This window comes from Alistipes sp. ZOR0009, from assembly GCF_000798815.1.
In the GTDB taxonomy this organism is placed as follows: domain Bacteria; phylum Bacteroidota; class Bacteroidia; order Bacteroidales; family ZOR0009; genus Acetobacteroides.
Genome location: NZ_JTLD01000076.1, coordinates 1 through 17,881, shown reverse-complemented (window position 1 = coordinate 17,881; position 17,881 = coordinate 1). Strand labels below are relative to the sequence as shown.

Sequence of the window (17,881 nt, the reverse complement as noted above, 5' to 3'; positions counted from 1 at the left end):
CAGGCCTGTTTTTGCTTAAGTGTCGGATGTTTTGATGAGTTGTGTTGTTGTTAAATTAAACAAGCGTGCTGTTTTGTACAGTGGAAGTGGTAAGGTGATTTCTGATGATGAGGGATAGATGCTAGCAATTGTAAATTGTTAAAGACGTCTGTTGTATGGCTGCTTACTATCTTCCTAATACAGCTAAAATGCCAGCAATGTAGGCACATATCCACCAAATGTAGGCTATTCGGGTGTACCAATGTAGAGGTTGAGGAATTGAGCCTTTTGAGTTGTATTTTATTCGGAATTTCCATAGGAGAATGCAATCTACAACCATTGCTACTAGGGATGAGTAGCCAATGAGTCCATGCGTGCTTAAAAAGGAGTGAGATGATCCTAAAATCATAAGGGAGGTGGCACAGATGTCAAGTGCGACACCAATCGATAGGGGAATAAGCGCTTTATTTACCGCTCGTTTCTTTTGGGTAAAGGTAATGAATGCAGTTGTATAAGCAATTAATGCTAGGTTTACGATGATAATGCCGACTGTTAGGAGCGTATTCATATTATATATTTTGTAGGCGAATGTAAAAAAAGCGTATGATACTCGAAATATTTTGAGTTCAAATAATAGATGAGGATTTTGTTTGCTTCATTCTATTCTGTTATTTGTAGATATATGTAAGAGTTACTACCTTGGCGGAGTCGTTAGCATATGACCTTAATCAAATCAATTATACAGAAACGCGGATTACCTGTAATGGGTATCCGCGTTTTTATCCTGTTTACATGTTGGTCTACTCTACATAAACAACTAACCCTTTTAGGTATTCGCCTTCGGGGTGATAAATGTTTATAGGGTGATCTGCAGGTTGAGTTAGCTGGTGTAGTATGCGCACCTTGCGTCCGCTGATAGCTGCTGCTGTAAATACGGAGTTACGGAAATGTTCCTTGGTAACGACCTGAGAGCAGCTGAAGGTGAAGAGTATTCCTCCTGGCTTAATTTTATGGAAGGCAAGCGCATTTAACCTCCGATATCCAAGAAGAGCCTTATTGAGCACTTTTGTGTGCTTTGCAAAGGCTGGAGGATCAAGGATGATTAGGTCGTACTTCCCGTCAATGGTGCGAAGGTATTCGAAGGCATCTTCTGCATACGACGTATGCTTATGTTCTGTTCCGAAGTTTACCTCAACATTACGATCTACCATGTTCATTGCTTTCTGCGAGCTATCTACCGAATCAACGGAGTTGGCGCCACCTGCCAGAGCGTATAAGGAGAAACCTCCTGTGTAGCAGAACATGTTTAATACATCGCGGCCTTTCGAATATTTTCCTACCAACTCGCGGTTATCTCGTTGATCGAGGAAGAAGCCTGTTTTTTGTCCTTCCTCCCAGCTTACATTGAATTTGATTCTATTTTCCAATACAGGAGTATCTATGCTGCTGCCAAAAAGATACTCATCTTTAGCATTTAATCCTGCTTTAAAGGGGAGTGTTCCTTCGCTTTTGTCGTAGATGGCTTTGATTTGGTTACCGTAGACATGCTTAATCGCTTCGGTTATGTTTTGGCGCGAAAGATACATCCCAACCGAATGCGATTGTACTACGGCAGTTTCTCCATAGATATCAACAATTAAGCCTGGTAGGTTGTCGCCTTCTCCATGGATTAATCGGTAGCAGTTGGTCGTTGTGCTGCTGGTTAAGCCCAATGCCTGTCTCGCATCGTATGCGCGTTGTACCTTGTCGTTCCAAAAGTCTTGGTCGATAATTGTTGGTTCGAACGATATTACCCTTACAGTAATAGAGCCTACCTGGTAGTGCCCTAATGCGATGAACTCGTTGTTTGAGGTGTAAACCTCCACAACATCGCCTTCGTTAGGGTTTCCTATAATTCCTTTTATTGCTCCGGAGAAAATCCAAGGGTGAAAGCGCAAAAGAGATTCCTCTTTTTTGGGCTTTAAAAAAACCTGTGCGGTTACTTCCATCGTATAGCTATGGCTTATTATCGTTTATGAGCGCAATATAAATTTGGCGGCTAACCCATGCATCGGTTGCTCCGTAAAGTTGCTGTGCGTGCGTTAGGGTTGGGCTTTCCCAGTTGGAAAGCTGCTGCGTTTTAGAGATTCTAAACTTAAGTACGATTGCTGACATTTTTTTTAGGCTCTTCGCTTCAATGCCATAGGCATCAACCATTTTTTGGATGTCGATAAATCCGTTAGGTGTAAACGGGGTGAGCTTTTGCAGGGCGGCAATGTCGTCGCGAATTGCTGCTCCTACTTTTTTGATGTCGCTACGTTGTAGTATGGTGGCTACCTCTTGCGGTAGGCCAATCATATTAAGTCGAAAAAGGAAACAGGTCGTTTCGTCCGAAAGTTGAAGTAGGGCAACCCGATTACGCTGTCCTTTCTTGAAGTTTGGGCGAGTTTCTGTATCACATCCCAGCAATTTAGTATTGCTAAGGTACGCAACGGCATCAGCAACCTTGTCGAGGCTATCCACAACATGGATCGTACCTTCGAAAGATCTAATTGGCAGGTCGTTAAGTTCTTCTTTGCTTATCGTTGCTGAATACATGCTGAATGCTATTTTAAATGGCTATCCTGAAAGCGCTGAAAGAAGCCCCCTTTTGAATTGTCGGAGTCTTCATCATCTTCTTCCGATTGATTGCCAAAGAAGAATACTCGGTGAATTGCTTTTAGAGCGATGATTGATTTGAATCCCCAGTATTCGGCGAAGTTGTGCTTTAGCTCGTAAAGTGCATCGTTGATACTATCTGGGTTACCAAAGCGGTAGAGTTCTATGAAATCTTTTAGATCCTGATAAATGTCGGCAAGCATCTCACTTATAGAGAGCTGTTCGCCTCCTTCGGTGTCAAATAGCTGCTCGTTATACACCTCGTAAAAATCGTCGGTATTACCGAGTATTTCGGCAATATTGTTGCGGATAAAAGTCCAGTCAGTTTCCGAAACAAAGCGTTCAACCTCCTCCTCGTATTGCTGCTCAACCTCCGGAAGAAGGCTTCCTTTTAGGTAGATAAGAGGAAGTAGCTTTTGTGCATGACTTAGAAAGTCTGCTGCTTCGTATTCGCCTGCTCTTTCTAAAAATGCCGTGTACTCTTTTGCCAATGTAACCATTTCGACTACATTTTTAGAGTAAATTATGGCATTTGATTCTTCGCTCATTCGGTCTATTTTAGTGCAAAGATAGTAAATCAGTTAAATTGTTCCACTTTTACTAACGCAAGCAATGGCACAAGTGCGTATATTTGTTGCAAATATTTACATTAAAACAGGTTTTTAGCTCATGGAAATTGCTAGCTATCTGCTTATAGCGTTTGTTGGAGTTTTATGCGGGTTCATAAATATTTTAGCAGGTAGCGGTTCGCTTATTTCGCTTCCGGTTCTTATGGGGCTTGGCCTGTCACCGCATATGGCAAATGCAACTAACAGGATTGGTATTCTTCTCCAAAATATGGTTGGTTCTGCCAGCTTTGCAAAACAGCGGGTGCTCCCGTTAAAGGAAGGGCTCGTGCTTTCTATTCCTGCATCGATAGGCTCTATTGTGGGAGCCTATTTGGCCGTTGATGCCAACGAAAGTATTATCCGATGGACAATTGTAGGCTTGTTGGTTTTCATGTTTTTTGTGGTAATTTATAGTCCCGACAAATGGCTGCGTCCTAAACCTGATGCTCCTATGGTAATTCGTTTTCGCGATTACATTATATTCACAGCAATTGGGTTTTACGGAGGTTTTATTCAGGCTGGATTAGGGTATTTTCTTTTGGCTGGATTGGTTTTAAGCATTGGAAATGATCTAATAACAGCCAACTCTTTGAAGGTTTTTCTTGCTTTTGTACTTACGATTTTTGCGTTGGCTATTTTCTTTTATAATGGACAAGTAAACCTTCCTTTGGGGATAAGTTTGGGTATTGGAAATATGGTTGGAGGTTGGCTTGGAGCAAAATATTCTGTGCGTTGGGGGGCAAAAGTTATTCGCTATTTTCTATTGGGTATGCTTCTTTTTTCGGTGCTATATATGATATTATTTCAAATGTAGGTATGGTAAGGCGGTGTTTAATCATAGTGATGTCTCTTTTTATGGCAAAGGAGTGCTTTTCGCAACGAGATTCGCTTCGTATTGCCTTTTACAACTGCGAGAATTACTACGATTCGTTTAAAGATTCGACTATTGATGATGCAGACTTTACACCTGAGGGGGCAAGGCGGTGGTCGTATTCTCGTTTTCTTGCTAAGCGCAATAATATATTTAAGGTATTTGCCTCTATGAGCCTTCCTAATCCACCCGAAATTATAGGGTTGTGTGAGATTGAAAACCGATTTGTTTTAAATAAGCTTGCCTATGATACCCCGTTAAGTAAGTTTGAGTATGCGGTGGTGCATCAGAATTCTTCCGACAGGCGCGGTATTGATGTCGGACTTTTATATCAAAAGGATAAGTTACATTTATTAGATTTTCGTTACTTCAATCCAAAGGTAGTCGATACGTCTTTATACACCAGAAGTATCTTATACTCTGTTTTCCGTTGGGGGGAGTTCGATACGTTGCATGTTTTTGTAAATCATTTTCCAAGTAAGTTAGGTGGTGTGCGAGCCGAAAAATCGAGGTTGCTTGTTGCCAAATATTTACTGTCTAAAGTTGATTCCGTATTGCATTCTAACAAATCTGCAAGTGTTGTTGTAATTGGAGATTTTAATGATGTTGCTACAAGCGATGCAATGCAACTTTTTTCTAGTAGCCTTACCAATTTAGCGCTGCCATTACAAGAGCAAAAGCAAGGGTCTATTAAATTCGAAGGAGAATGGGAACTTATAGATCAGATTTTAGTGAGCAAAGGGTTGGTAGATGGTGATACACCTGTAAAACTTTTAGGGGGAATGGAGATCTACTCAGCGCCATTTCTGTTTGAAGATGATACAATGTACGGCGGAAAGAAGCCTCGAAGAACTTTTAACGGTTATAGATACAACGGCGGTTTCTCCGATCACCTTCCAGTACTCATTAAGCTGGTTCGATTGATGTAGAGAGGTATTTGTTCGATTAAGGATAGAAAATAAGCCGCATGTTTGCGGCTTTTATATTTGATGTTTTCTGATTATCAATTTATTTTACAGGTGTTAGCCCCATTTCGATTCCCTTTTGGCGAACATATGCGTAGGCTTCGTCGTAGCTATTGCGAATGATTCCGTCGAGAATGGCATCCTTTAAAATATTCTTTAAATCGCCAACCGGCTTTGAAGGACGAAGGTCAAACATTTCCATGATCATTTCACCAGAAACGGGTGGTTGAAAGTTTCTGATAGCATCTTTTTCCTCTATTTCTTTCAGTTTCTGACGTACAAGTTGGAAGTTTTTAAGGTGCTTTTCCACAACTTTATCATTGGCAGATGTGATGTCGGCATCGCAAAGCGTCATTAGATCATCAATGTCGTCTCCTGCATCAAAAAGAAGGCGACGAATGGCCGAGTCGGTGACAATTTCTTGTGAAAGAACTATTGGGCGAAGATGTAGCAGCACCATCTTTTGGACATACTTCATCTTTTCATTTAAGGGCATTTTCATGCTTTTAAAAATCCCCGGGATCATTTTCGCACCTAAAAATTCGTGACCATGAAATGTCCATCCTTGTTGAGGGTTATATGCTTTAGTCGCGGGTTTGGCGATATCGTGTAGGATGGCTGACCAACGTAACCATAGGTTGTCTGTTGTTTTTGCAATGTTGTCGAGAACTTTAAGCGTATGCAGAAAATTATCCTTGTGAGCGCGGTTGTTTACAACATCTACACCTTTTAATTTGTGCAGTTGAGGGAAAATAAGTTCCAGCAGGCCTGTTTGATCGAAAAGCATAAAACCAATAGATGGTTTTGGCGACGAAATGATTTTATTCAACTCATCGTTAATACGCTCTTTAGACACAATTTCGATGCGATCTCGATTTCGGGTGATGGATTCAAGCGTCTCAGAATCAATATTAAATCCAAGCTGTGTTGCAAATCGGATTGCTCGAATCATGCGCAGCGGATCATCCGAGAATGTGGTATCTGGATCGAGAGGTGTGCGAATAGTTTCGTGCTTAATATCCTCAACCCCATTAAAAGGGTCAACCAGCTCTCCGTAATTCTCCTTTTTAAGGCTAAGTGCAAGCGCATTAATGGTGAAGTCTCGGCGCTTTTGATCGTCCTCGAGGGTGCCATTTTCTACTATTGGCTTGCGCGAGTCGATGCGGTAGCTTTCCTTTCGGGCTCCAACAAACTCAAGCTCTAGATCTTTGAGCTTAACCATGGCCGTTCCAAAGTTTTTGAAAACGCTGACCTTTACGGCTGGTCCCAGTTTTTCGGCAACACGTTCTGCAAGCTCTATTCCGCTGCCGACTACAACTATATCTATGTCTTTTGATTCTCTTTGTAAAAACTGATCTCGAACAAAACCTCCAATCACGTAAGCCTCCAAGTTTTGCTCGTTTACTACATCCGAAATAAGCTTAAAGACGGGGTTTTTGAAATATTTGCGCATTAGTCTATATGTCCTGTTTACTGTGTAAAGTTACACCAATTAGAGTTGCTTTCGAACAAATTTATGCGATCAATGTTTGATTGTTTGAAAAGCGATCGCAAAGGTACTACTATAATTGAGTAAAAAATGGTAAATGCGTTAACATCCGAATCTTTCAAGGAAAAGATTTTTGATTATACAACAGAAGAGGACTGGAATTTTAAAGGCGAGCGTCATACGGTAATCGACTTTTATGCAACTTGGTGCGGCCCTTGTAAAGCGGTTGCCCCTTTATTAGATGAACTTTCTCTAGAGTTTGAAGGGAGAATAGACTTTTATAAGGTAGATACCGATGCAGAACAGGAGGTTTCTGCTGCATTTGGGATCCGAAGTGTGCCGAGCTTACTTTTTATTCCAGCAAAGGGAACTCCACAAATGGCCGCAGGTGCATTGCCCAAGCATGCCTTTATTGAAACTTTTAAGGACGTTTTCGATATTTAGCAATTAATGGTTGATTTAAACGGAGAGTCGCTCTTGGTAGCGACTCTTTTTTATAAATTAGTTTTTTTGAGAAAACAGACGGCTCCCTAATTTCTACATAATGAGACCAACCTTTTTACTCCTATTGGTGCTAATTGCTATGGTTGATTGCTTATCTGCACAACCATCTGATACGTTGGTAAAGAGAGCAAACTTATATGTGGAAAAATTTGACACGCTTATAAATATCAAGTTAAGCTTAAATAACGACTACGAGAAGCTGGAAAGTTCTGGTAAAGGCTTTTATTTCGATATCCGCCCTAATATTGCAGTTGCTGCTAGAGTCTCTTTCGACTATAAATTTGTTTCTTTTGGTTTTGGGTTTACGCCTCGTTTTTTGCCTGGGAATAATGATACCAAAATAAATGGAAAAACAACCAATCTTTCTTTTGGGACACGCTTTCAATTTAGTCATTGGATGCAAGATTTTGAAATTTCAGGAATTAAAGGGTTTTATATCGCTAATACGAAAAATCTAAGTCCCGAATGGAAGGAGGGAGACCCTAATATCATACTTCCAGATTTGAGAATTGTGTCATTAAGAGGAATGACTTCCTACAAGTTTAATCCCAACTTTTCACTTAAGGCGATAACCTCTCAAACCGAGGCTCAACGTAAAAGTTGTGGATCATTTATGGTATCTCTAGAGTATAGCTATCATTTATTAGATAGCCCTGGTTTTTCAGGAGGTAGCGATCAAAAACAAAAGAGTTATCATCTTATTGCAATTGGAAACTATGGTTATTCTTTTGTAATTCGTAAAAATTTTTATGTGTCTTTAGCGCAGGCTCTTGGAGTTGGTGTGGCCTATATTAGGCTTTCTACCTTGTTGCCCGACGGTGATTATACTGTTAAAAGTTATCAGCCACTTGCATATGGACATTCTAGCATAAATGTAGGATATAATGGCCGTCGGGTATATGGCGGTGTTGGTTCCAACCTTATTGTCACGTCTCAGTCTCAATCTAATAGTTCTCAAATAGACCAGTCGAGAGGGTATTATCACTTCTTCATAGGTTATCGATTCCAAGCACCTTCGCTTTTTAGGAAAACCGTATCCAAAATTGAAAGGTATATCTAGCGTTCTTTAAGATGTTGGTTGAACGTTTTCTTGTTATGTACCATTTCCTAATTGTTTGCGATTACTACTGTGGAGTTGGTCCCAAATAGAATTTCGTTGAATCGTTTCTCATGTGGCAAAAATAATTTTGCAGGGCGTTTTAATTTGTGATGAGGTTTTATAAACATACTCGTGTTCATATCATATTGAAAATATTTTATGTAAACGCATACTTATACCTATGTTTTATTCGTTAAAGGATGTATCTGGTATTTATATTTGCTTGTACTTGGGGTGTTATTTTCTTTTTATTAGGTCGTTGTTAGTGAATTTTGTATAATTGTGTTAGTCTTGTTTTAGTATTTAGTAAACGATCAATATAAGATGAACGTTGTTATAGCTGTAGAGCCTCAGCCCAAATGTATTTGTGCTTTGTAACCTTTTGAGGTTTGAGCGTCTAATGCAAATGAAGGTTTAATTGGTAGAGGCTTGTTAAAATGGAAGGTGTTCGAAGTAACACGTAGGTTCCGTTTTTTTTAGGTAATAATCTGCGATCAACCAAATTAACATTAAATAGATTTATATGGTACTAAAGTCAATCGGATTAATTATGGCGCTAGGGTTAACTAGCATTCTAGGGAATGCACAAAGCGCTTCGGGAGATTGGAAAGGCTTAGTCGATTTAGAAGGAATGAAGGTCGAACTTGTTTTCCATATTTCGCAAACGGCAGGCGCCTATTCGGCAACGCTGGATGTTCCAGCACAAGGTGCTGCTGGTCTTCCTATGGAAAAAGTTGAACTTACAGGAAGTAAGTTGCTAATGAGTTCTGGGAAGCTTCAAATAAGCTACGAAGGCGAGCTTAGCGCTGGTAAAATTGACGGAACTGTTGTTCTCGGTGGTAAATCAGCACCCTTGTCGCTTGCCAAATTCGAAAGCAAGCTTCCCGGTAATAATGCATTACCTTCAACTAAGGAAGAGTTGGAGAAACTTGCTAGCTACGACTCAGGAACGTTTAAGTACAAGGTTGCAGATTACTTTGCTAAGCCCAAAGCTTCCTCTTTTCAGCTCTCACCTAACGGGAAGTTCCTGTCGTACATGGAAAAAGATGCTCAGAATAAAAACCATGTTTACGTAAAGGAGATTGCAACAGGTAAAATTACTCGTGCAATTGAAGAGAAAGACGAGCTGATTAAGGGATATGGCTGGATTAATGACGAACGCTTGGTTTTTGTAATGGATAAAGGTGGAAATGAAAACTTCCATATTTATGCTACTAATCTCGATGGTGCCAACACTCGCGATCTTACTCCTTTTGAAGGTGTTAAGGCTAGCATTATAAAGGTTCTAAAAGATCAAAAGAACTACATCATCGTTTCGATGAACAAGAACAATAGAAAGATCTTTGAACCCTTTAAGTTAAACATCGTTACCGGCGAGCTAACGCAGCTGTTTGAAAATAAAGACGAGAATAACCCAATCCAAGACTTCATCTTTGATAAAGATGGTGTACTTCGTGGATATTCTAAGCTGGTTAATGGAACAGAAAGCGAACTTTACTACAAAAATCTGGAAACAAATCAGTTTGCCTTAGTTAGTAAGATGAAGTGGGACGACTCCTTTAATATTATAGGATTCAACTATCCATCTGCAAACAAGAACGATGCCTACGTGCTTACCAACCTAGATAGCGATAAAGCTCGAATCATTCTTTACGACCTGCAAAAGAAGGTGAAAATTAAGGAAGTTTTTGCGAACCCAACATTCGATGTGGAAGGAATGGCAACTTCTCGTAAAAGAAACTACGAAATTGACTATTTCAGCTACGATGGGGAAAAATCGGTAACCGTTCCTGTAAGCGCATTTTACAAGAAGATCTACAATAGGCTAGAAAAGGAGTTTCAAGGTAAGGAGTTTTCTGTTGTAGATGCTGATGATAATGAAAATACGGCGCTTGTTGTTGTTCGAAGCGATAAGTTTTATGGTGCTTACTACGAGTACGATGTGAAAACTCAAAAGGTAAAGCTGCTTTACGATTTGATGCCTCAGCTTAAGGAGGCAGATATGGCTGAAATGCGTCCAATTAAGTTTACAAGCCGTGATGGTAAAACAATTTATGGCTATATCACGCTTCCCAAGGCCGCTCTTGCAGGACAAAAGGTTCCGTTGATTGTAAATCCTCATGGAGGACCTCAAGGTATTCGCGACTCTTGGGGATTTAACCCAGAAACTCAACTTTTTGCTAGCCGCGGTTATGCAACTCTTCAGGTTAACTTCAGAATTTCCGGAGGTTACGGTAAAGAGTTCTTTCGTGCTGGTTTTAAGCAAATCGGACGTAAACTTATGGACGATGTTGAGGATGGTGTAAAGTACTGCATCGAGCAAGGATGGGTTGATAAGGATAAAATCGCCATTTATGGTGCTAGCCATGGAGGATATGCCACTTTAATGGGATTGGTTAAGACTCCAGATCTTTACGCATGTGGTGTCGACTACGTGGGCGTGTCGAATATCGAAACCTTCTTCAACTCTTTCCCCGAATACTGGAAACCTTACAAGGAGATGGTAAAGCAAATTTGGTACGATCTCGATAATCCAGAAGAGGCTAAGATTGCTAAGGAGGTATCTCCCTTCTACCAAATCGATAAGATTAAAAAACCGCTCTTTGTTATTCAAGGGGCTAACGACCCTCGCGTAAATATTGCTGAATCGGATCAAATTGTTACTGCTTTACGCAAAAAGGGCTTCGAAGTTCCCTATTTGGTGAAGTATAACGAGGGACACGGATTCTATCGCGAGGAAAACAGGTTGGAACTTTACAGATACATGCTAGGTTTCTACGCTAAGTACTTGAGGTAGGTTGCCGATTATTTATAAAATGGGGCAGGAGTTAATCCTGCCCTTTTTGTTTTTGTACTCATTCAATTGTTTATAGCGAGCATTCCTGACTTAGTATATTTCGATGGTGATTTTAAGGTTGATTGTTTCATCGTATTCTATTTTATAGGTTCGCGACTTGGAGCCTCTTGTTTGCAGTCATCGACTTCATTTCGGTTTTTGCATAGCTTTAAATGTACTGCTGCTCGTCGTTCGTCTCTTTTATTCCTTTTGTGAATGAGCACTTTCTTCTTCCTATCTATTTGTTTTATGGTGGGGGATTCTTTTTTCCTGCTGATGTTGCTAATGCAGCGGTGGCCAGAAAAAGAGGATACAGGTGGGTTTCAGGCGCAAGTTTGCAGGTAAATATGTTGGGAGTGGTGCCAGCTTTCTATTCGGTGTGGGCTAAATGAAAAAGCCCTGAGGTATTACCTCAAGGCTTTAAATTGCTTTATTGTTTATTTCAACTACTTCACAAAATCCATGCTACCAACAACTTTTGGTAACCTTCACTAATAAACAATAGTTCCCGCAATATTTTTTTACTAGATTTAAAACTAGATATTTTCTTTTTTACTAGCAAGGCTTCGCATTGCTTTTAAATATGATGCAAATGTAACTTAATTTTAGGTTAAGAAAATGTTACCTCATCAAGGTTAAAAGCTGTTTAACGAGAATTAACCGCTAAGATCGCGGATTTACCACCTGTTGTTTTGGCTATTTTTTACGCTAAGCTCAAATGTTTATACGAACCTGTTGTTTTAATAAATGCCTGATACTTTGATTTCATCTAGAGGAGCCGATGTTATCTTTTATATCTGTAAAAATGACGTTAAATCAAAATGTTTTTGAGCGGGAACTTTAGCATTTTTTCCATAAAAATACGCTAACAAATTGCGTGTGTTTTAACATTTAGATGGAGATGCGGTTGTTTTTACTTTCGTTCGAAGATTTGTTATTATGTTGCTTTTTCTTCCTTCTGCTTGCCTTCTGTTTTATCTTTTATTGGCTTTGTGGTGCTCCCTGTCGATGTAAAACGAGGGTTGGGCCTTTCCCTTAGCTTCTTTTTGTGCACTTTTTTTGGACAAGTTTGCTATGCGAGATCTTTCTTCTAGGGGTACTAGTTTCCCGATAACAAAAAAAATGCTGAGAACCAGTAGTATTCTCAGCAATTTGTCTTATTTCTTTTTGTATCGTTTTTTAAACTACCAGCGCCTTCTCTTTTGGGTTGCCTTTTCTGTTTTTCTGAGCATCCAGCTTCGTTTTCTGGTGCCACGTTGCGAAATTTATTTTCGATAGGGTTTGCGCGGTAGCCTGCCGGGTTATTTATTTTCGCATAGCTCTTGCTGCAGCTCTTCCTGTTTGGATTGCATTGCCATGAGCGACATCTCCTGCAGCTCTTCGAGCTCGGTTGCGCTTAAGCTCTCTTCTATCTTTTTCTTTTTCAGGAAGTCGTTTATGACGTTTGCATTTATATGGGGATTGTCATTTCCAAGATCTAGTAAGGTTATCTTATTTCTTAATTCGGTTAGGTAGCCTAGCTGTGCCTCCTCAAGAATGGCTACCAGCTCGGGGTTGTTATTAAAATCGGACATGCAAAAGGTGCTTATCTTATCTACCATTAGGTATTCCTTATCTTTTTTACTTAGCCCTGTAAGGTTGTCGAGTATGGCGCCCTCTGGCGTTCCGGTGCTGGTTATAAAAAGAAATGTTAGTATAAGAATTCCAACGCCCGGTATCCATTGGCAAACAAGGTATCCCATTTTACACTCTTGGCAAATGACCGGAATTAGCAGGCGATCATCTTTTTTCTTTATCACTTCCGTGGCATTGATTACGCTATCTGCGGGAATAACAATTCGGTATGCTTCAAAGAAGGAGTCTAGCCTTTCATTTAGCCTATTTAGTGCATGTCTTTGAATATATACCGGTATCGGTTTATTTCCTGCCTTAGGATAAAGGTGCGGTTGGAGGTTACACTCTACATACTTCCCGCTCCAGTTTACGCATCCCATCCGATAAACGGTTCTCACAATTCCATCAACTTTTATCTTTATAGATTCGGGCTCGACGACTTGGTAGCCGATCTCAAAGCATGTTGACCACGAGTCGGTAAGGGTCTTTTTTTGTTTTTCATTCTCTTTTGAACCAATATATTGCAGCGAAATGAATTTTATTGGTGGGTTTGATAGGATGAATGCGGTGGTTAGTAGCGCTGAGAAGGTGTATCTGTTTACGTCATCTTCGGTTTGGTTTATGAATGCTTCTAGCTCATTGAACTCGTCAAGAAATGTTGCCTGATCAACGTTCTCTTCCCGCATGTATACAATGTGAAGGCATAGGAAGTTCAGGTAGAATAGGATCTCGTAGGCGCTTACTTCTTTGATATTGTTGTAGGGCGCAACCTTTTGAAAGGATAGCATATCCTTTATCGTTTTTTTTATCTCCTTCTCTATTTCGGGTGGGAGCTTTGGGCTGTTTTCTACTGGGGTAAGAACGATGGAGGATAGGCGTACTAAAAATAGGTTATCACCTATCAGGTTAATCAGCTTCTTTACCTGAGGGTACATTCCTATCTTTTGCGCTATCTCGCATAGCTTGCGAAAGTATTCCTGCCTCTTTTTATGTATCATCTCCATGTGCTGCTGCCTTGCCTGCTGCGCATTGGGCTTGCTCTTTTTGTTTTTAGTCATTGTTGTTGTTAGCTTAGGTTGTTTTGTAAGTACTGTTGGTTGCCTTTATGCTGTTTTTTCTTTTTATAAGGTTTACATTTTGCCCTTGGCTACGAAACAAGGATTGGCGAGGCTGTCTCCCTCTTTTCTGCCTCCAACTCCTCTATAACCGATGGGGTGTAGATGGTGTCTGTTGTCTCGTCTTCATCCTGATAGCGATATTTCTTGCTTTTGGCGAGAAAATTTTTAATCCAAATTCGGTTTAGGGATCCCTCTTCTGTTTCTTTTTTGGGGGAGGTTATATTTTCGTGCAGCTCGGCTAGGTGCGAGAGGTTCGACTTGTCCAGTATTTTTTTGAAGGAGGGCAATTCCGAGATGTCCATGTTGGCAAATGTGCTGAGCTTATCCACCAGTAGGAACTTCTTGTCATCTTTTTTAAGTCCGGTAACCTTGTCTAGCGCAAATCCCTCTGGTGTTCCGCTGTTGGTGATAAATAGGAATGTTTTAATCACCACCCCCACGTTTTCTATCCGTTGGCAGGCGAGGTAGCCCAGCTTGAGATTCTCGTAGTAGTAGGGGATAAGAAAGCTTTCGCTTTTGATAATTACCAACTCCGTTGCTAAAAGTATGCTGTTAGAGAGGAGAAAGATTATGTCGTCCTGCAGCGGTGCATCTACCCGTTGTTCCAATCGATATAGGGCATGCTTTTGAATGTATACCACTATAGGTTCGCTACCTGGCTCGTTTAGTAGGCTCGGTGCAAGAGTTACGGGCGTTACTTCGCCATTATATTCGATGTGATACAGCCGATAAACCGTTCGATTCTCTCCATCTATCCTCACCCGTTTTGTTTCGGGAGGCGAGAAGCAGTACGAGACATTGGAATAGCTCGTGCATGAATCGGTTGACTCTTTTGGCTTGTTGTTATACGCAATTGTCTCAATTAGCTTAATCGATAGGTTTCCCTTGGTAATATTTCTGAAAAAGTAGATGGATGCAGAGACCGCCGCGTCTAATACTCTGACAAATTTTGGGATTGCGACATCAAGCTGCTCTACGAAATTTTGCAGCGCAGGGTTCGGCTGCTTTTTCATCTTCTCTTTTTCCTGTTTACCAGCCAGCCGTGCGTATAGGTATACAATTAATCCGTACATCTCCATGTTGCTAACCTTTACGTTGGGAAAGTAGGGCTGGTCTCCCAAGTTGTTTAGCACGTAGTAGATGCCGTTTTTTAGTACAGCCTCCTCTTTTTGTGTTAGCTTTACCGAATCTTTGCTGGCGAATACCCGAATGCCTGCTAGGCGCAGCATGTAGTACGAGGGGCCTATATCTTCAATAAATTCTTTTACCTCTTTGTCTACCCCAAACCTTTTGCACAGCTCGTATAGCTTGGTAAAGTACTCCTTCCTTTGCAGATTTCGCTGCTGCTGCAGGTGCTGCTTAGCTTGTTGTCCGCTCTGTCGTTTCTTTTTCTTTTGCTGGGGCATGGTGCTGTTTGTTTTGTCCGATGTTGGTTTTGCTTGGCTGCCTTTAAGCGTCGAAATGGGCTATGTTGCCCTCTTTTTCTGTTTGGTTGCCTATGCCAAGGTGGTATTTAGCGTTGGTAAGCTTTCGGTCTCCTCCTCTTTTATAAGCGTAGAGGTTTCTATGAGCTCCTCGAGCTCCGTTTGGCTCAGCTGCTCCTCTTCCTGCTTTTTTCTAAGCATCTCCTTAAGCTTCGATAGGTTTGTATTCGAGCTGGTGTTAAAATGATCTGCCTTGGTTATTTTGTTTTTTAGGTTGTCGAGATGGCTAAGCCCCACCTGCTCGAAAATAGCGTACAGCTCCTCGTTGTCCGAGAGTTGGTTGTGTACAAAGGTGCTCATCCTGTCGATGTTGAGGTAAATCTCATCCTCTTTACTTAGCCCGGTAAAGCGGGCCAGCTTATCGCCTTCGGGGGTTCCCTTGCAGGTGATGAATAGAAAGGTTTTGATAATCAGATGTTGGTTCTTGTGGTTGAAGCATACCACGTAGCCCACCTTAATCTTTTTGTAGTAGATGGGGATAAGCAGGGTGTTTTTGTTGTACTGTACTAGCTTGGTTGCGTTTTGTATGCTCTCCGCTACAATTTGGTACCTAACGCGTTCCCATAGCGCATCTAGCCGTTCGTTAATTCTTCTTTCGGCATGCGAAAGCAGCAGCACCGGTATTTGTGTCTCCTTTGGCTGATTAAATAGCTTTGGTGGTAGGAGGCAGGGCGTAAGCTCGCTTTGAAAGCTATAGTGGTAGAGCCGATAGAGCGTGCGCGTATCTCCCTTGCTTCTCAGCTTGTATTTTTCGCCTTTATTGGATTGGTATTCCAGGTCGATATAGGTTACCATTGGCTTTCCGAGCTGTGTGGGGTACGATGGGCATCCAAAAAAATCGGTTAGCTTAAAAACCCAATACCCATGTACTGGCGAGGAGAGGGTTGCGCTGATAAGATATAGTATGATCTCTAGGTGATCCCTCCACTGTCCATAATTATCTTGCCAAAAATCAAAAAACTCCTTGAAGTCCTGATATTTTTCGGGTAGCTCAAACTCGTCATTTGTTTTGGCCAATAGGTATAGTCCCAGGAAGTAATGTGTTTCTAGTATTTCTAGCAGGGAAACTTTTTGGCCATTAGGGTAATCGTATAAGGTGTGTTCTCCAATAAAGTTATAGATGTTTTTTTGCATCTGCTTTTGTGCGGGTATGGGCAGCGGCTTTTTATCCTTATTCTTAAATCGAAAACCTACTAATCGGGTTCTGAAAAAGAAGCGCTCTTCGTCGGTAACGAGCTTGCGCACGGCTTTTTCTATTCCGAGCTTTTGTGCTGTTGTGAATAGCTTGGCGTAGTACTCCCGTTTCTGTTTGTTGATTGTTTCCTTAAGCTGCTGCTTGGCCTGGTGGTTGGCGAGCTTCTTTTTTCGATCTTTACTCATATAGTTAGCTATTGGTTTACGCTTAATAAAAATAAAAAATTTATTCCTATTTAGCAATAAGTAATATATAGTAAGCACCATGCTTTTTGTTCTAAAAAACAAGAAGAGCCTTGGAATTGTTGTACCAAGGCTCCATAAAAACATCACGCTATTAACCTTAACCCTTCAAACCTCCTATGCCGTTGCCTTATTCACAACGCGCAGTGCCGTGATGTAACATCAGATGTGTGCTTCTTTAGCATTTACTGGTGTTAACCCTATGTTGAGCTCAAAGGTGTTATTCTCGTTAATGAATACGGGAACAATTTCTGGTACGAAGCCATGCATCGTGGCCAATGCGATGTACTTGCCCGGATTCATCTTTGGACAGAAGCATATTCCGCGAGGTGAAGTTTTCTTTGTTAGCACTGGTTTTATTCCCAGCGACTCCAGCGTTGCGCCCTCTTTTACTTTTTCGAGTATCGGTGCGCTGCTTTCATCTATAAATTCAATTATTACGGAGTTTAGTGGACGTTTCGAAGTCGCATCATACGCTTTAGCCATTAAGCTGTGGCCAACTTTTTTTTGCTGCCGCATTTGCGAGCGTATTTTCTGGTATTCTGCATAAATGGCAGGGTTTATTTTACTAGCCGCCTGCATATGTATATCCAGAATGCGGAGTTCCTCGTTCAGGTTTTTTACAATACTGGTTGTTTGCTGCATGCCAACTCTAATATTTTGGGTTGTTTGCTGCTTCTCGTTGTAATTTTCCTCAAATGATTGTATGGCTAGCTCCAGCTCGTCGAGCTGCTCTTCTTCCACTTCCTGTTTTTTTAGCTCTTCGAGCTTTGCGGTGGCCTGCGCTAGGACTTTTTTTGTAAATGTTATCAATTCTGGGTCCGAATTACGCAAAATTGTGGTAGGTGTTGTATGATATTCGAAGGCCTGCTTTTTATCATTATTGGTTAATGCCAATGATTCGAGCTGCGAACACATTTCTTGAGTCTTTGTTACCAAATCGTCCTTACAATCTAGCTGGTAGCTGGTAAACTCGCTAGCATTTCCTTCGATGTAAGTCTTTGCATCGTTCGGAATTTGAGTCAAATCCTTAATCTTGCTAACTGATTTTGCAACACCTGGGTGTTTTGATAGCTGTGCATCCTTCGAAATGAGCGCAATTATTGATTTTGCATAGTCAAGGGCCGCTCTTATCTGCTTTTTCATAAAAATTTTTTTTAAGTGTCCACCTGAAAGAGCTTTCAGGTGGACGGTATTTAAACTTATTCGGCTGCTGAGGCTCCCTCTTATGTCACCTTTG

At 41.0% G+C, this 17,881-nt stretch carries 14 protein-coding genes; 5 read left to right on the top strand and 9 right to left on the bottom strand.

Going from position 1 to position 17,881, the window contains the following annotated elements; genetic code table 11:
• Positions 1-166: 166 nt before the first annotated feature.
• From L990_RS15970 to L990_RS15955, 4 genes are all read right to left on the bottom strand, one after another.
• Entirely contained in the window at positions 167-547 is a 381-nt protein-coding gene (locus tag L990_RS15970) for a hypothetical protein (RefSeq protein ID WP_047451474.1), read from the bottom strand.
• Positions 548-779: 232 nt separating this feature from the next.
• The gene (locus tag L990_RS15965; RefSeq protein WP_047451472.1) at positions 780-1,967 is read right to left on the bottom strand and encodes a class I SAM-dependent rRNA methyltransferase; all 1,188 of its coding nucleotides are present in this window, start codon (positions 1,965-1,967) and stop codon (positions 780-782) included.
• A 7-nt stretch (positions 1,968-1,974) separates the two neighbouring features.
• Entirely contained in the window at positions 1,975-2,556 is a 582-nt protein-coding gene (locus tag L990_RS15960) for a 3'-5' exonuclease (protein WP_047451469.1), read from the bottom strand.
• A gap of 8 nt (positions 2,557-2,564) precedes the next feature.
• Positions 2,565-3,164 (bottom strand): DUF5063 domain-containing protein, encoded by a 600-nt coding sequence (locus tag L990_RS15955; protein WP_052181093.1) that lies wholly within the window; start codon positions 3,162-3,164, stop codon positions 2,565-2,567.
• A 121-nt stretch (positions 3,165-3,285) separates the two neighbouring features.
• On the opposite strand from L990_RS15955, the gene L990_RS15950 reads away from it, so the two are divergent.
• Together L990_RS15950 and L990_RS15945 are read left to right on the top strand one after the other, a co-directional pair.
• On the top strand, positions 3,286-4,038 hold the full coding sequence (locus tag L990_RS15950) for a sulfite exporter TauE/SafE family protein (RefSeq protein WP_047451465.1): 753 nt from the start codon (positions 3,286-3,288) through the stop codon (positions 4,036-4,038).
• Between the two features lie 41 nt (positions 4,039-4,079).
• Entirely contained in the window at positions 4,080-5,024 is a 945-nt protein-coding gene (locus tag L990_RS15945; RefSeq protein WP_052181092.1) for a hypothetical protein, read from the top strand.
• Positions 5,025-5,103: 79 nt separating this feature from the next.
• Here the strand turns inward: L990_RS15945 and L990_RS15940 are convergent, their stop codons facing one another.
• A complete protein-coding gene (locus L990_RS15940) occupies positions 5,104-6,513 on the bottom strand; it encodes a CCA tRNA nucleotidyltransferase (RefSeq protein ID WP_047451463.1) in 1,410 nt (469 codons plus the stop codon).
• Between the two features lie 126 nt (positions 6,514-6,639).
• Here L990_RS15940 and L990_RS15935 point away from each other — a divergent pair, with 126 nt between their 5' ends.
• The 3 genes from L990_RS15935 (at position 6,640) to L990_RS15925 (ending at position 10,949) form a co-directional block, all read left to right on the top strand.
• Positions 6,640-6,993: a thioredoxin domain-containing protein gene (locus L990_RS15935; protein WP_047451461.1), complete on the top strand. Its 354-nt coding sequence runs from the start codon at positions 6,640-6,642 to the stop codon at positions 6,991-6,993.
• Positions 6,994-7,093: 100 nt separating this feature from the next.
• Positions 7,094-8,113, top strand: a complete 1,020-nt coding sequence (locus tag L990_RS15930; protein ID WP_047451457.1) for a DUF4421 family protein — start codon at positions 7,094-7,096, stop codon at positions 8,111-8,113.
• Positions 8,114-8,675: 562 nt separating this feature from the next.
• A complete protein-coding gene (locus L990_RS15925; protein WP_047451454.1) occupies positions 8,676-10,949 on the top strand; it encodes an alpha/beta hydrolase family protein in 2,274 nt (757 codons plus the stop codon).
• A gap of 1,340 nt (positions 10,950-12,289) precedes the next feature.
• Here L990_RS15925 and L990_RS15915 read toward each other — a convergent pair.
• The 4 genes from L990_RS15915 to L990_RS15900 all read right to left on the bottom strand — a co-directional run bounded on the left by L990_RS15915 (position 12,290) and on the right by L990_RS15900 (position 17,787).
• Positions 12,290-13,660, bottom strand: a complete 1,371-nt coding sequence (locus L990_RS15915) for a hypothetical protein (RefSeq protein ID WP_047451449.1) — start codon at positions 13,658-13,660, stop codon at positions 12,290-12,292.
• 89 nt (positions 13,661-13,749) lie between these two features.
• On the bottom strand, positions 13,750-15,126 hold the full coding sequence (locus L990_RS15910; protein ID WP_047451446.1) for a hypothetical protein: 1,377 nt from the start codon (positions 15,124-15,126) through the stop codon (positions 13,750-13,752).
• Between the two features lie 90 nt (positions 15,127-15,216).
• Positions 15,217-16,584 carry a hypothetical protein gene (locus tag L990_RS15905; RefSeq protein WP_156121645.1) on the bottom strand — a complete coding sequence of 456 codons (1,368 nt, stop codon included), beginning with the start codon at positions 16,582-16,584 and terminating at the stop codon, positions 15,217-15,219.
• A 219-nt stretch (positions 16,585-16,803) separates the two neighbouring features.
• The gene (locus L990_RS15900; RefSeq protein WP_156121644.1) at positions 16,804-17,787 is read right to left on the bottom strand and encodes a hypothetical protein; all 984 of its coding nucleotides are present in this window, start codon (positions 17,785-17,787) and stop codon (positions 16,804-16,806) included.
• Positions 17,788-17,881 lie beyond the last annotated feature (94 nt).